The organism is Luteibacter sp. 22Crub2.1, assembly GCF_900167995.1.
GTDB lineage: Bacteria > Pseudomonadota > Gammaproteobacteria > Xanthomonadales > Rhodanobacteraceae > Luteibacter > Luteibacter mycovicinus.
The window spans coordinates 13,163-26,993 of record NZ_FUYT01000017.1; the positions used below are offsets into that span (position 1 = coordinate 13,163).

Annotated in this window: 10 protein-coding genes; 4 read left to right on the top strand and 6 right to left on the bottom strand. The window is 66.0% G+C overall.

Annotation, left to right across the window (positions count from 1 at the left end):
- Positions 1-239: 239 nt before the first annotated feature.
- From B5X73_RS17075 to B5X73_RS17100, 6 genes are all read right to left on the bottom strand, one after another.
- Positions 240-1,346, bottom strand: a complete 1,107-nt coding sequence (locus B5X73_RS17075) for a glycosyltransferase family 9 protein (protein WP_079522673.1) — start codon at positions 1,344-1,346, stop codon at positions 240-242.
- A 45-nt stretch (positions 1,347-1,391) separates the two neighbouring features.
- Positions 1,392-4,460 carry an efflux RND transporter permease subunit gene (locus B5X73_RS17080; RefSeq protein WP_079522674.1) on the bottom strand — a complete coding sequence of 1,023 codons (3,069 nt, stop codon included), beginning with the start codon at positions 4,458-4,460 and terminating at the stop codon, positions 1,392-1,394.
- Positions 4,457-5,485 carry an efflux RND transporter periplasmic adaptor subunit gene (locus B5X73_RS17085; RefSeq protein ID WP_079522675.1) on the bottom strand — a complete coding sequence of 343 codons (1,029 nt, stop codon included), beginning with the start codon at positions 5,483-5,485 and terminating at the stop codon, positions 4,457-4,459. Before B5X73_RS17085 ends, B5X73_RS17080 begins: the two co-directional genes overlap by 4 nt.
- Positions 5,482-6,813: a TolC family protein gene (locus tag B5X73_RS17090; RefSeq protein WP_079522676.1), complete on the bottom strand. Its 1,332-nt coding sequence runs from the start codon at positions 6,811-6,813 to the stop codon at positions 5,482-5,484. The genes B5X73_RS17085 and B5X73_RS17090 overlap by 4 nt, the downstream gene beginning before the upstream one ends.
- Before the next feature lie 141 nt (positions 6,814-6,954).
- Positions 6,955-8,331, bottom strand: coding sequence for a sensor histidine kinase (locus tag B5X73_RS17095; RefSeq protein ID WP_254857325.1), 1,377 nt, complete (start codon positions 8,329-8,331; stop codon positions 6,955-6,957).
- The gene (locus B5X73_RS17100) at positions 8,328-8,993 is read right to left on the bottom strand and encodes a response regulator (RefSeq protein ID WP_079522715.1); all 666 of its coding nucleotides are present in this window, start codon (positions 8,991-8,993) and stop codon (positions 8,328-8,330) included. Before B5X73_RS17100 ends, B5X73_RS17095 begins: the two co-directional genes overlap by 4 nt.
- A gap of 194 nt (positions 8,994-9,187) precedes the next feature.
- Here B5X73_RS17100 and B5X73_RS17105 point away from each other — a divergent pair, with 194 nt between their 5' ends.
- The 4 genes from B5X73_RS17105 to B5X73_RS17120 all read left to right on the top strand — a co-directional run bounded on the left by B5X73_RS17105 (position 9,188) and on the right by B5X73_RS17120 (position 13,779).
- A complete protein-coding gene (locus B5X73_RS17105; RefSeq protein ID WP_079522677.1) occupies positions 9,188-9,787 on the top strand; it encodes an ABC transporter ATP-binding protein in 600 nt (199 codons plus the stop codon).
- Entirely contained in the window at positions 9,784-10,575 is a 792-nt protein-coding gene (gene fetB / locus B5X73_RS17110) for an ABC transporter permease (RefSeq protein WP_079522678.1), read from the top strand. The genes B5X73_RS17105 and fetB overlap by 4 nt, the downstream gene beginning before the upstream one ends.
- Before the next feature lie 189 nt (positions 10,576-10,764).
- Positions 10,765-13,080 (top strand): catecholate siderophore receptor Fiu, encoded by a 2,316-nt coding sequence (locus tag B5X73_RS17115; protein WP_036115349.1) that lies wholly within the window; start codon positions 10,765-10,767, stop codon positions 13,078-13,080.
- Positions 13,081-13,098: 18 nt separating this feature from the next.
- Complete coding sequence (locus tag B5X73_RS17120) at positions 13,099-13,779, top strand: Fe2+-dependent dioxygenase (RefSeq protein WP_079522679.1); 681 nt, start codon at positions 13,099-13,101, stop codon at positions 13,777-13,779.
- The last annotated feature ends 52 nt before the right edge of the window (positions 13,780-13,831 follow it).

Here is a 13,831-nt window from a genome sequence, read left to right on the forward strand (position 1 = left end):
ACGTGGCATACCGCTCATAGCGCTCGACGATGACCCAGCTATGATCGACTTCCTTGCCGGGCTACCCCACCCGTTGCCCGTCGCTTCACGGGCCGCGGCGATCTGGCCGAATGAGCATCCCGACGGTTCGCTCTCGTGCACGGCGGCAAGAGCGCGCCGCCGGCGAAGGCACACCTTTCCGTGAAACTGGCCGACGGCTGGTAAGGCCTGCTACCCGCCGGTGTCGTGCGCCGCGGAGCTTACTGAGCGCGACGCACGCGCTGCAGATGCGCGGCGACGCGCATCGCGGCCTTCTGCGGACACCCGTCATCACAGGCGATGGCGGCGTTGTTACGCCCGTACGGCGCATAACGTCCCGGGTCGGTAGGCCCGAATAAACCCACGGTTGTCGCGTTCGTAGCGGCCGCCAGATGCATCACGCCGCAGTCGGCACTGATGTAGGTTCCGGCGGCTTCGATGAAGCTGGCGAGCTTGCGCGGATCGCTTGTGTAATACGTGGGATAGCCGCCACCCAGGCGCGACTGACCATCGGCGGATACGAGCTCGACGATGCAGACATCGCCGATGCGTGCGAGCAGTTCGTTCGCAAAATCGCTCCACCAGTCGGTCGGCAGGCGCTTCGAGCCGGTCGCGTTCGGGAAGATCGCCATCACCGGCAGGCCGCGTTCGTTGGCATCGCGAAGCACCCGCGTGAGGGCGTCCTGCCCACAGCGACGTTCCGCATCGGTCAGCCTGACATCGAGCAACGGAACCTCCCCCTCACCACGGGCACCCAGTGCCCAGCGCAGCGCCTGCACCGGCCGTGCCGCGAGGTGCGTCACCGGACCCTCGTTCGGCATGGCGTCGGTACGTAACTGAAAACGGGCCTTCGCCATGGCACTGGCGATACGCCCGGATGACGACCCCGCCGCCGCGTCGATGACCAGGTCATAGCGACGCGAGCGCAGCTTGCGCAACGCGCCGATCGTGGCGAGGGGGCGTCGCGCCGCGCGTCGATCGAGGGTCATGCAGTCACCGACGATGTCGAACCCGCGAAACACCGAGTGCGCCGCGGGACCGGCGGAGAGCAGATCCACTTCAGCGCCCGGGAAACGACGTTCGATTTCGACCAGCAGCGGAGTGAGCAGCAAGGTGTTGCCGAGCCGGTGATTGGGGCGGCAGACCAGAATGCGCTGGATGCCCGAGGCGGGAAGCTGTCCGGCGCCAACGAGGTTTTTCGGCGGAGCGACCAGGTGGCGCGCCAGCCAGGCCGCGACCCGGCGACGCCAGAGCGCGGCGTTGCCGTGCATGGGCGTGCGAGACGGCTCGTTCGATGTGGTCGATGACAGCGACGCGACAGGAGGCATGGGCGAACTCTCTGGAAGTCTGCCGCCAACGATGCCGCAGGAAGCTTATGCCTTGCTGTCCGTGGGATGACGATTCGACGTCTGTGCGCGCCAGCGCTCCACGGCGCCGATGGCGACCGGCAAGCCGAGCAATACCAACGGGTACTGGACGATGAGACCGCCCACGATGGCGATCGCCAGCGGCTGCTGGATGCCCGACCCGCGACCGATCGCCAGCGCCAGGGGCAGCAAGGTGAGGATCGCCGCGAAGGACGTCATGCTGATCGGCCGCACCCGGAGCCGCACCGCGCGACGCAGCGCCGCCACGGTTGTCGCGGTACGTCGACGGGCGACGTATTCGGACACAAGGAAAATAGCCATCTCCGTGCCGATACCGACGACCATTGTCAGGCCCATCATCGCAGTCACATTCAGATCCACGCCGGTCAGCCACAGCGCGAGGAACACCCCTGAGGCCGACAGTAAAGAGCCTGTCATGACCAGCGCAGACAACCACATGCTGCGGTACAGGAGCATCAACAGCAGGAACTCGGCGAGAATCGCCGCGGCGAACACCTTGCGCAGCCCGGCGAATGCCGTCTGCTGCTGGGCATACAGACCACCCAGTTCATAGCGTGTGCCGGCCGGCAAGACACCAGGCTGTGCGAGTACCGCCTTTACCCTGGCGACCGCCGCATCCATGCCACCGCGATCGATGCGCGCAGTGACGGGGACCATGGTCTGGAGGTCTTCGCGCGTAATCTGCGCCTGTCCGCTGACGGGGATCAGTGTCGCCACCCGGCGCAACGGAAGCACATGCCCATCCGGTGCACGCACGGGCACATCGGCAAGATCGGCGATGCGCCAGTGGCGCGCACCCGGCACGGAAACGCGTACGCCCACCGCGCGTGTGGCCATCGGCAGGCTGGTGGCGACCACGCCGTCCAGCGCATCGGACACGGTGCGCGCCACGAGATCCGCACTGACGCCCTCCGCGGCAGCAGCGTCATGGTCCAGACGAATGTCGAGGGCATCACCCGCGATACGTACACCGCTCCGCACTTCGACGAGCCCGTCGGTATGCACCAACTTATCGGCCACCCGCGTCGCGGTAGCGCGCAGGACGGTCTCATCGTCACCGTACAGCTTGACCTCGATCGGTTGCGGAACCGCAGTCAGATCCCCGATGAGATCCTCCATCAGCTGGGCGGTTTCGACTTCCACGCCAGGGACGTTGCGCAAGATACTTTCACGCACGTCGTCCATGACGTCCCGCGTCGGCAGGTCGTGATCGCTGACCAGACGGACAAACATGTCACCGTGATGCGACTGCCCCAGGTCGCCGCCGAGTCCGGTGCCGAGGCGACGCGAGAAGGTCTCGACGTCACGTCGTGCACGCAGGATCGTCTCGATCTGCGCGACCTGCCGTTCGCTCTCGGACAGCGAGGTGCCCGGTGCGGTGTAGTAGTCGAGAACGAAGCCGCTTTCATCGGCATCCGGCATGAAGCCGGTCGGCACCTGCGTCGCTGCGAAAAGGCCTGCCGCGAGAAGCGCCACGATGGCCAGCGCGGGAAGCCAGGGGCGACGCACCGATGCGCGATACGCGGTGCCATGCCAACGCGCCAGACCGCGCGCACGGCCGGCCGCCGGATCCCTCCAGCGCGACACATCGAGCCACCGCGAGGTCAGATACGGAACGATGAATGCCGTCATCGCCCACGAGACCGCCAGGGCGCAGGCCATGGTGATCGAAAGCGCGCGCGAGAAGGCACCGGTGACGCCGTCGAGATAGGCCAACGGCACGAAGACGATCAGGGTCGCGGCGCTGGAGCCGGACAGAGGCGGCAGGAATTCCCGCGCGGAGGCGAACATGCCGGACGCCACGTCGCCTTCCGCCACACGCGATGCACGATGAGCCAAGTGCTCCACCATGACCATCACATCGTCGATGACGAGTCCCACGGCGGCGGCCATGCCACCGAGCGTCATGATGTTGAAGCTCATGCCCATCGCGCGCAGCAGCAACACCGTCACGGCGAGCGTCGCGGGAACCACGACCAGCGCGATACCGACGATGCGCCCGCTTCGCAGGAAGCCCCACAGCACGAGCGCGGCCAAGAGCAAGCCGATGGCGATCGCATCGCGCACACTGGCCGCCGCGTCGGTCACCAGTTCGCTCTGGTCGTACCACTTGCGCAACGTGACACCCGGCGGCAAGGCAAGCCGCGCCAGCCGTGCGCGCACCTCCCCGGCAATCGCCACCGCGTTGCCGTCGGGTTGTTCGAACACGTTGAACAGCACGGCAGGCCGACCGTCCTCGGCGATGCGGGTCCACTGAGGTTCGACGCCCATGCGAACGGTCGCTACGTCGGAGACATGCACCCAGCCCGCATCGGTACGACGCACCACGATCGCACCGATGTCGCGCGTGCCTTGCATCGATTGATCGACCAGCGTGAGGAACAGCTTGTTGCGGTCCTGCACGCGGCCCACGGCACGCACCACATTCGCACCCGCGATCGCACCGACCAGATCGTCGAAGGCAAGGCCATGCGCTGCCAATTGGCGGGGGTCCGCTTCGACCTGGATCTCCGGCGTATCGCCACCCTGGACAGCAACACGCGACAGACCGGAGACGGAAGCCAGCGCGGGGGCGATGCGGAACTGCGCAAGATCACGTAACCGTGCCGGGGAAATGGAGTCCGAGCGCAACGCGTACGACACGATGGGGAAGACCGTCGGATCCATGCGGCGAACATCGTACGTCACACCAGGCGGCAGGCTAGAAACCGCGCGCGTGATGGCGGCGTCGACCAGCAGGGTCGAGGCGATCATGTCGCGTCCCCAGCCGAAGTCGACCGAAACCTGTGCCGCGCCGCGCGACGTCTCCGAGCGCACGCCCTCGACGCCGGGCACCGTGCGAATGGCTTCCTCCACGGGACGGGTCACCAGCAACGCCATGGTGTCGGCCGGACGGTCGCCCGCGTCCAGATCGACGACAATGCGCGGAAACGCGACTTGTGGGAACAACCCAACGGGCAACGACCATGCCGCCACCGCGCCCGCGACAGCCAGCGCCAGGGCGAACAGCAGCAAGGTCCGGGCGTGGCGAGAAAGAAAGGATGCGTCACTCACTTCGACCCCGCCGGACGCACCTGCGTACCTTCTTCCAGCTGAGGTGCGCCCACGGTCGCGATGGCGCGCGAGGCGTCGATCTCGCCATCGACCAGCACGTCGTCGCCCTGCGCGGCAACGATCGTTACAGGAATGCGATGCGCCTTGCCCCGCACGACCTGCCACACAGCGCGTGCACCGTCGTCGCCGACCACGGCGTCGGCCGGCACACGCCAGCCCTCGAGCGAGCCCACTACGATCTCCGCGCGATAGGCCTCGCCCTGGATCAGGGGCGTCGGCGCCAGGGCTTGCACGGTGACCAGGCGGCTAGCCGGATCGACGGCATCGGCCACCGCGCTGATCCGCGCGGCAACAGGCATGCCATCGGACAACGGACGTATCGTTACAGCATCGCCGACGTGGACGCGCGCCATGTCACGCGGCTCGATTCCACCCGCGAATCCGAGGCGCTGACCTTCGGCGAAAGTCATCAGGGTCGCACCTGCGGTGACCAGAGCCCCGCGCGCGGCATCGACCGTCAGTACGGTGCCATCCACCGGGGCGCGTAACGTGTCGTCCGGTGTCGCCTGCGCCGCGTATGCCGCCTCGGCATCGCGCAGCGTTTTTTCCGCCTGTGAAATCTGGTCGTTGGTTGCGAGGTGATCGGCGAGAAGGCGCGTCATACGATCGCGCTGCTCGCGCGCCACGGCGACGTTGGACCGGGCAGTCACTCTCGCCGCGGCAGCTGCCGCGCTGGGCGAAAACGCAGCAAGGCGCTGACCGCGATGAACTTGCTGACCGGCCACGACGTCGACATTCGTCAGGCTCGCATCCAGCGGCAAGGCAAGCACGCGAGAACCACCGATACCTGCCGCACCCTGGCCATACGCGACGACCCGGTCCTCGAAGCGAGCTCGTGCCGGCATGACCTGCCGTATGACGGCGCTCGGCGTGACCCCGTCACCTGAGCTATCGGTCCCGGCACTACAACCGCCCAGCGCGAAGGTGGCGACGACGATGACGCCGCAGAGGAGGTATCGGCTCATGGTGCGATCCGTGGAGGAAGCGAGTTGGGCAGGCCCGCCCCGGTGAGGGCATCGAACGCTATGCGTTGTTCCCTCCGGTAGATATCGCGGGTGATGTCGTTGGCCACCTGACCCAGCGTCGCGACGCTGAGGTCGCTGTAAGTCCTCGCATCGATGTCGCCTCTGCCCAGGGCGCGGCCCGCCGCATCGACGACTTGCGTGTCCGCCGGCACACGAGTGGCTTCGTGCTCGTTAATCAGAACCGCCGTGACAAGCGCATGCGCTTCGGCGGTCGCCGAGTCGATGCGCGCGGTGTATTCGTCGTGCAATTGCTGTCGTGTGGCTTCGGCCACGGCGATCTTGCCTTGCTGGCGGTCGAACAAAGGGAGGTCGAACGATACGGCCGGGCCGATGTTCAGCACACGGCTACTGTCGCGCGAGGCATCCATGCCGATCGACAGTGGTGCGAACTGACTTAGGATCGCACCGCGCACGCGCGCTTCCTGGGCGGCGTAACCGAAGCGAAGCGCCGCGAGGTCGGGACGGTGCTCGCCCATCGACGCGATCGATGCCTGCGCCCGCTCCGCATCGAAGCGTGGCGACGCCGGCAGGGCCGCCAGAGGCAACGTCGCCGACGGGTCCAGGTTCATGAGCGACGCCAGCTCGGCGCGCTGGGCGAGAAGGGTACGACGTGCATCGTCATGCGTGCTTCGCGCATCGCTCGCCGCGGCAAACACCGCACTGGCCGTGCCGGCCTCTTCGTCACCGCGCGCGACGGCGGCGTGCAGCGACGCGGCGCGCGACTCCAGCGCGAGCGCGATGCGTTCCTGCACGGCAAGGCGTCGCTCGCCATCGACCACGTCGATCACCAGCGTCCGCGCGCGCGACAACGTCACCCACGCTTCCCACAGCAGCTTCGCATCGGTGGACGAGGCCGACGAACGCGCCTCGTCACGTCGCACACCATGCGTCACCAACGCCTGCAGGCTCTGCGCGAATCCGGCAGACCATGCGGAGGCATGCCCTTCGCCCGATACCAGAAAGCCCAGACTAGCCTGCACCGAAGGATTGGGCAGCACCGATGCATCGAGCACCTGCGCCTGCTCGACCCCACGTTGCGCACGCGATGCGGCCAGCGTCGGATTGTTGAGCATGACCAGACGCAATACCGTGGCTTCATCGAGCGGCAAGCGCGCGTCGCTGCCGCCCTGCAACTGGTCGATTCGCCAGGCGAGCGTCGGTTTCGTCGTCAGCGGCAGCGGGCGATACGTAGCGCACCCACCCATACCCGCAAGAACCACGATAAGGGCGATGAGACGGCGGGTGGCCGGCTTCGCGAAGGCAAACATGGATATCCGTCCCACGACATTCTGGTGACGTCGAGCGTAGGCATGTCGGCTTAGCGCAAACTTTGGGTGGTTGTGAGGATTTGCCAGGGGATGCGTGACGTTGCGCTGAGGGCTCGGCGAAGACGTCCAGCTCAACGAGGTTCAACGCGGCAAGCTGACCCTGACAAGCAATCCAGGCACATTCGGTCGATCGAGCAACTCAACGCTTGCCCCATGCAATCGCGCCGCCCGCTGCACAATCGACAACCCGAGACCGAAGCCATCGCCCAGGCTGGTCGCCTCGCGATGAAACCGTTCGAAGACCGCTTCACGACGTTCCGGAGGAATACCCGGGCCGTCGTCGCAGACCTCGATCACCGTCGCCTTCGCATCCTGCTTCACGGTCAGGCATACATGTCCGCCCGCCGGTGCATGCCGAAGGGCGTTCTCCACAAGATTGCGCATCAACGCATCGAGTGCGGGTCCGTGCGCTACAAGCCAGACAGGCAAGGTCGGTACCGACACGTCGAGATGCCGCGCGTCCACGCGAGCCGTCGCACGCAGCTCGTCGACGACCGCCCGGGCGGCGGCGCAGAGGTCGACCCGACCACGCGGCATATCGTCCGCATCGTCGAGTCGCGCCAGCAGCAACAGCTGATCGGTCCGTCGAGCAAGCGATTGCAGGCTGGCATAGGCGTCCGGAAGCGAGGCGGCCGCTCTCATGCCTCGCTTTTCCGCGATCGCGCTGTCGAGATTGATCATGGTCGAAGCGAGCGGCGTACGCAGTTCGTGCGCGACGTCGGCGCTGAAACGTCGCTCACGCTCGAGGGCATGACCGATCCGGCGGAACTGTGTGTTCAGAGATTCCACGATAGGCCTTATTTCTTCGGGCGCTCCGGCGAGCAACAGCGTGTCGCGGCTCCGTGCCGTGCGGATCGTCAGCAGGGAAGTCAGCGTATCCAGCGGCCGCAGCGCCCGTCGCACCGACCAGCGCACCGCCACTGCCAGCAACGGAATACCCAACAACAACGGCAAGGCGTGCTCGATCCACAGGGCACGCAGCACGTCACGCCGGCTGTCGTAGCGCTCGCCCGCCGTGACCGTAATGCCCCGGGCGGAATCCCGGTGCGTGTAGAGGCGCCAGTGGCGGCGGTCGATGTGCACGTCGCCGAAAGCACCATCGCCTTCCGGCGGCGCACCCAGCCTTCGCATGTTCTCGGTAACCAGCAGCACACGGCCATCGGCGCCGAGTACCTGATAGCCCACCTCGACCTCATGGGTCGGCGTCTCTCCGAGGTGCCCTGTGACTGGCACATCGGGCAACGACTGACTGTCGTGCGCCACCTCGATATGCGCAAGACCCGTCTGCGCGATCATCGCGTCCATGCCCAGCGCCGCCTGAGCCAGCCGGGCGTCGCATAGCGCGTCGACATCGGCGAGCGTGCGCCGTGCCGCGAACCAGCCCATCGGAATGAGCACCGCCACCGCAAGCAGCCCGATCGACCAGCGCAATTGCGATGCGATGCCGCGTTGGCTCACGTCAGGTCTCGCGGCACCATGTAGCCAAACCCACGCACGGTCTGGATCGCCTCGGGGCTGAGTTTCCGCCGCAGTGAATGCACAAGCACTTCCAGCGCATTGGGGCTGACGTCCGACTCCATCCCGTAGACCGAACTCTCGATCGATTCCCGCCGGACGATCTTGCCGTGCCGCTCCATCAGGATGCGCAGCAGGGCGAACTCGCGGCGGGTGAGTTCGACACGACGCTCCCGATAGGTGACCTCGAGCGTGCTCAGGTTGAGCGACAACGCACCCGCGTCCAGCTGATTGTCCGCAAGGCCCTGGGCGCGTCGCGCCAGCGAACGGATCCGTGCGGCCAGCTCGTCGAGATGGAACGGCTTGGTCATGTAGTCGTCGGCGCCCGCGTCCAGCCCGCGCACGCGCGATTCGACGCTGTCACGCGCGGTCATGACCAGGATCGGCGTCTTCACCTTCAGCCGGCGGGCCTCGGTGATCACCTCGATGCCGTCTTTTTCCGGCAGCCCGAGGTCGAGCAGGACCAGATCGACGGACTGGCTGCGCAGCGCCTCCAGGCCTTCGGCGCCCGTGCGCAGCCACGTGACCGTATACGCCAGATGCTCCAGCGCGCGCTTGATGGCTGCGCCGAGCCGGGCGTCGTCCTCGACCACGATGATGTTCACGTTGTACGTCCTCGGCAGCGCACTGAGATTCTGGTATCGCATCCGTGCGCGGCGGGGCACCCACGTTTCCGGCAACCCCGGCGCATTATCCGAAGGGCTACCTTAGGGGTCACTGAGTAGAGGCACCTAAGGCTCAGCTAAGCGGTGCAGGCGACCTTGGTCGCGAAACCAACGGTGTTCACAAAGGTTGTCGCATGAGCTTATTCGTCGAAGGCTTGCGTAGCGTGCACGCTGGCCCCTTCTCGTTCGAGGTGCCGACCGGGCAGTGCCTCGCCATCACCGGCGCCTCGGGGTCGGGAAAAACGCTGCTGTTGCGCATGCTCGCCGACCTCGACCCTCACGAGGGCGCGGTCAGCTTCGAGGGGGTCGAACGGGCGTCGCTGCCGGCGACTGAGTGGCGGCGGCGAGCGGGATTGGTACCGGCTCGCAGCGGATGGTGGGCCGACAACGTGAGCGAGCACTTTCCCGCTGGCGCTGATGCGACGTACCGCCGCCTGGCCGAGGAGCTGTTCCTGCCTGAGCGCCTGTTCGAACGCCCCATCGAGGAGGCATCCACCGGCGAGCGCCAGCGCCTCGCCCTGATCCGTGCACTGGTGGCCGAGCCGCGCTTGCTCCTGCTCGACGAACCCAGCACATCCCTCGACCCCGCGTCCACCCGGGCGGTGGAAACCGTCATCTCGCGACGGATGGCCGACGGGGCTACAGTGATCTGGGTCACCCACGACGCTGCGCAGGCGGCACGTGTGGGCGATCGCGCGTTGAAAATGCAGATCGGCGGAGTGCTCACCGCATGACGTCGTCTCTCTCACTGCATGCCGGCGATATCGCCCTGGCCTCCCTCCTGCTCGTCGTGGACGCGGCCTTGTCCATCGCGTTGCGCCTGCGCTTTCATCGCGCGCTGATCGTCGCCTCCGTGCGTATGGTCGTCCAGCTCGTCGCCGTCGGTTACCTGCTGCGCTATGTATTTGCGGAACACTCGCCCTGGCTTACGGCGGTGCTGGTGCTGGCGATGTCGCTCGTCGCGGTCCGGGAAGTGGCCGTACGACCGGTACGGCGTCTCCGCGGCGGCAACGTCGTGGTCGCCTTGCCTCACGTGCTCGGCGTGGTCCTGATCACCGCGTGCTTCGCCCTGCTGACCGCGATCCGTCCGCAGCCGTGGTACGACCCGCGTTACGCGATTCCACTGGTGGGGATCCTGCTCGGCAGCATTCTCAATGCGGCAAGCATCGCGCTGGCCGGGGTACTGGACAACGTCCGCCATCAGCGCGACGCGATCGAGGCGCAGCTGATGCTTGGGGCCACGTTTCGCACCGCCAGCGCACCGTTGCTGCGACGGTCGATCCGCGCGGCCATGGTGCCGGTGATCAACCAGATGGCCGCGGCGGGCGTCATCACCCTGCCCGGGACGATGACCGGTCAGCTGCTGGCCGGTGCCGATCCGGTGGATGCGGTGAAATACCAGATTCTGCTGCTCATCCTGCTAACCGGAGCCAGTTGCCTTGCCGCGGTGGGTACCGCGTATGGAGCGATGGCCCGACTCCATGACGACAGGATGCGGCTTCGCCTCGATCGACTTGGCTAATGCTCGCATTAGCATTGCGAATCGTTCTCATTAAGTTTACGATGCGGTGCATACCGGGTTAAGTCCCGCGCACCGCTACCCGATCAGGGGCAACGACCAGCATCTCACGTGAGTCCATGACTCGCGACGGGCGAGTTCGTGCGCGCGACGGGTCCGGACCTTTTTTGTCCAAGCCTCGCAAGGATCCTCATGGCCTTCATCAAGAGCCGCAAGCACGCCGCTCCCGCCGCACGTACCGTCGGCGCCGCCGTTCTCCTCTCGCTCGCCCATGGCGCCATCGCCAGCGACGCTTCCGTGGATGTCGCCCCGCCGCAGCAGGCCAAGGTCAACGACGCCCAGGCGCTTCCCGGCATGCAGGTCGAGGCGGATCGTTCCAGCGACTACCGCGTGGACAAGGTCTCGTCGCCGAAATTCACCCAGTCGTTGCTGGATACGACGCAGACCGTGCAGGTGATCAACCGCGAGCTGATCCAGCAGCAGGGCGCCACCACGCTGACCGAAGCGCTGCGCAACAGTCCGGGCGTGGGCACGTTCTACGTCGGCGAGAACGGCTCGACCAATACGGGCGATTCGATCTACATGCGTGGCTTCGATACGTCGGGCAGCATCTTCGTCGACGGCGTGCGCGACCTAGGCACCGTGTCGCGCGACGTGTTCAACATCGAACAGGTCGAAGTCACCAAGGGTCCGGACGGCACGGAATACGGCCGTACGGCGCCGACCGGTGCGGTGAATCTGGTCACCAAGCAGCCCGTACTCGGTAACGGCGTGTCCGGCTCCGTGCAGATGGGCAGCGGCCAGCGTCGGCGCGGTACGGCCGACCTGAACCAGCAGATGGGCGATACCGGCGCGTTCCGCCTGAACGTCATGGACCAGAAGAGCCACGTGGCGGGTCGCGACCGGATCGAAAACAACCGCTGGGGTATCGCTCCGTCGCTGGCCTTCGGCCTCGGCACCCCCACGCGCGTATACATCGATTACCTGCACATCAAGCAGAACAACGTTCCCGATGGCGGCGTCCCGACCATCGGCCTGCCCGGTTATACCTCGCCCGATACCCGCGCTTTCCTCACCAGCGCCGGCAAGGTCGACGAGGACAATTACTACGGTACCAATCAGGACCATGACCATGACACGCAGGACATGTTCACGGTCATCGTCGAGCACGACTTCAGCGACAAGGTCGCGCTGCACAATACGTCACGCTGGGGCCGCACGACGCAGGATTATCTGCTGACCTCCTTCATGGGTTCGACCGCCAACCTGCTCACGCCGAACGCGACCGATCCCTCGACCTGGACGCTGGCTCGCAGCACACCGACGTTCAAGCACCAGACCAACCGTATCGCGACCAATCAGACCAACCTGACGGCGACGATCGAATCCGGCGCGGTGACACAGGACATCAGCACGGGCATCGAGCTCACCAACGAGGAAGCCCGCACGATCGGCATGGGCGCCCGCGCGGGAAGCACATGGCCCGCGGCGAACCTGTATAAGCCGTATTCGAACGTCGGTGGCCTTCGCTATGGCGAAACGGGCGCCTCGTCCGGCGGCAAGACCAACACCGCGGCAGCGTATGTCTTTGACACCGTGAAGTTCGGCGAAAGCTGGCAGGTCAACGCAGGCGTCCGCTTCGATCACTACAAGACCGACTTCAGCAGTCTCGTGGTCTGTGGCGGTCGTGGCGGACCGGTCTGCGGTGCCCTGCCCACCGGCAGTGTCTTGCCGGGCGTCGACACCAGCAAGAGCGACAACCTGGTCAACTACAAGGTCGGTGTGCTCTACAAGCCCGCCGCCAATGGCAGCATCTACGTCAACTTCGCCCAGTCCCAGGAGCCGCCGGGTGGCAACACCCTCACGCTGTCTTCGTCGGCGAACAGTGCGGACAACCCGAACTTCGATCCGCAGAAGGCGCGCACCGCCGAGATCGGCACGAAGTGGGATCTGCTCGACTCGAAGCTGCTGTTGACCGGCGCGCTTTATCGCACCACCGTCACCAACGAACTGGTGCAGGATCCGACCGACCTGCTGTATTACCAGATCGGCAAGAAGCGCGTGCAGGGCATCGAGATCTCCGCCCTCGGCAAGCTGACCGAGAACTGGGCGATCAGTGCCGGCTTCACGACCATGGACGCCACCGTCGAGAAGGGTGCCAACGTCACCCAGAACGGCTCGGACGATCTGGCGTACACCCCGAAAAAAGCCTTCACCTCGTGGACCACCTACCACCTGCCCTTCAACCTGACGATCGGCGGCGGTGCGCGTTACTCCGGCGAACTGCAGCGCGGCACGGACGGTGCGGTCGGCACGCCGCAATACACCAAGGCCTACTGGGTGTTCGACGCGATGGCCAGCTACCCGATCAACCGCAACTTCGATCTGCAGCTGAACGTGTACAACCTGTTCGACAAGAACTACGTCGCGGCGATCAACAAGAGCGGCTACCGCTACACTCCGGGTACACCGCGCTCGGCGATGCTCACCGCCAACGTCCGCTTCTGATCGATCGAGGAAACCGTCATGTTGCTGCACATCCCGGAAGTCCTGACCAGGGAACAGGTCGCGGGGATGCGCGCCGCACTGGCGGAAGCCGAATGGACCGACGGTCGCCAGACCGTCGGTCCGCAGGGTGCGAAGGTCAAGCGCAACCTGCAACTGCCCGACGCATCGCCCTTGCGGCGCGAACTGGGCGACCAGGTGGTCGCGGCGCTGACACGGCACCCGCTTTATCATGCGGCGGTCTTGCCGTTGCGCACGATCTCGCCGCGCTTCAATCGCTACGAAGGCGGCGGCGAATACGGTTTTCATATCGATGGCGCGGTGATGTCGACCGGGCGCGGCGAGGAGCATGTCCGCAGCGACATCTCATGCACCCTGTTCCTGGCCGATCCCGATGAATACGACGGTGGCGAACTGATCGTCAGCGATACGTACGGTGAGCACGAGGTCAAACTGCCCGCCGGCGATGCCATCGTGTATCCGTCGTCCAGCCTTCATCGCGTGACCCCGGTCACACGGGGAGCGCGCATCGCATCGTTTTTCTGGATCCAGAGCCTCGTGCGTGACGACAGTGGCCGCCGCTTGCTGCTCGAGATGGACACCGCCATCCGCACCCTCTCCGCCTCGGGCGCGGATCAGGCCGCGATCCTCCAGCTGACGGGCGTTTATCACAACCTTTTGCGGCGCTGGGCCGAGACCTGAGGCGTAAAAGGTAGGCATCGGGGCCCCGGGGGCGGATAATCAACGCCCCCCT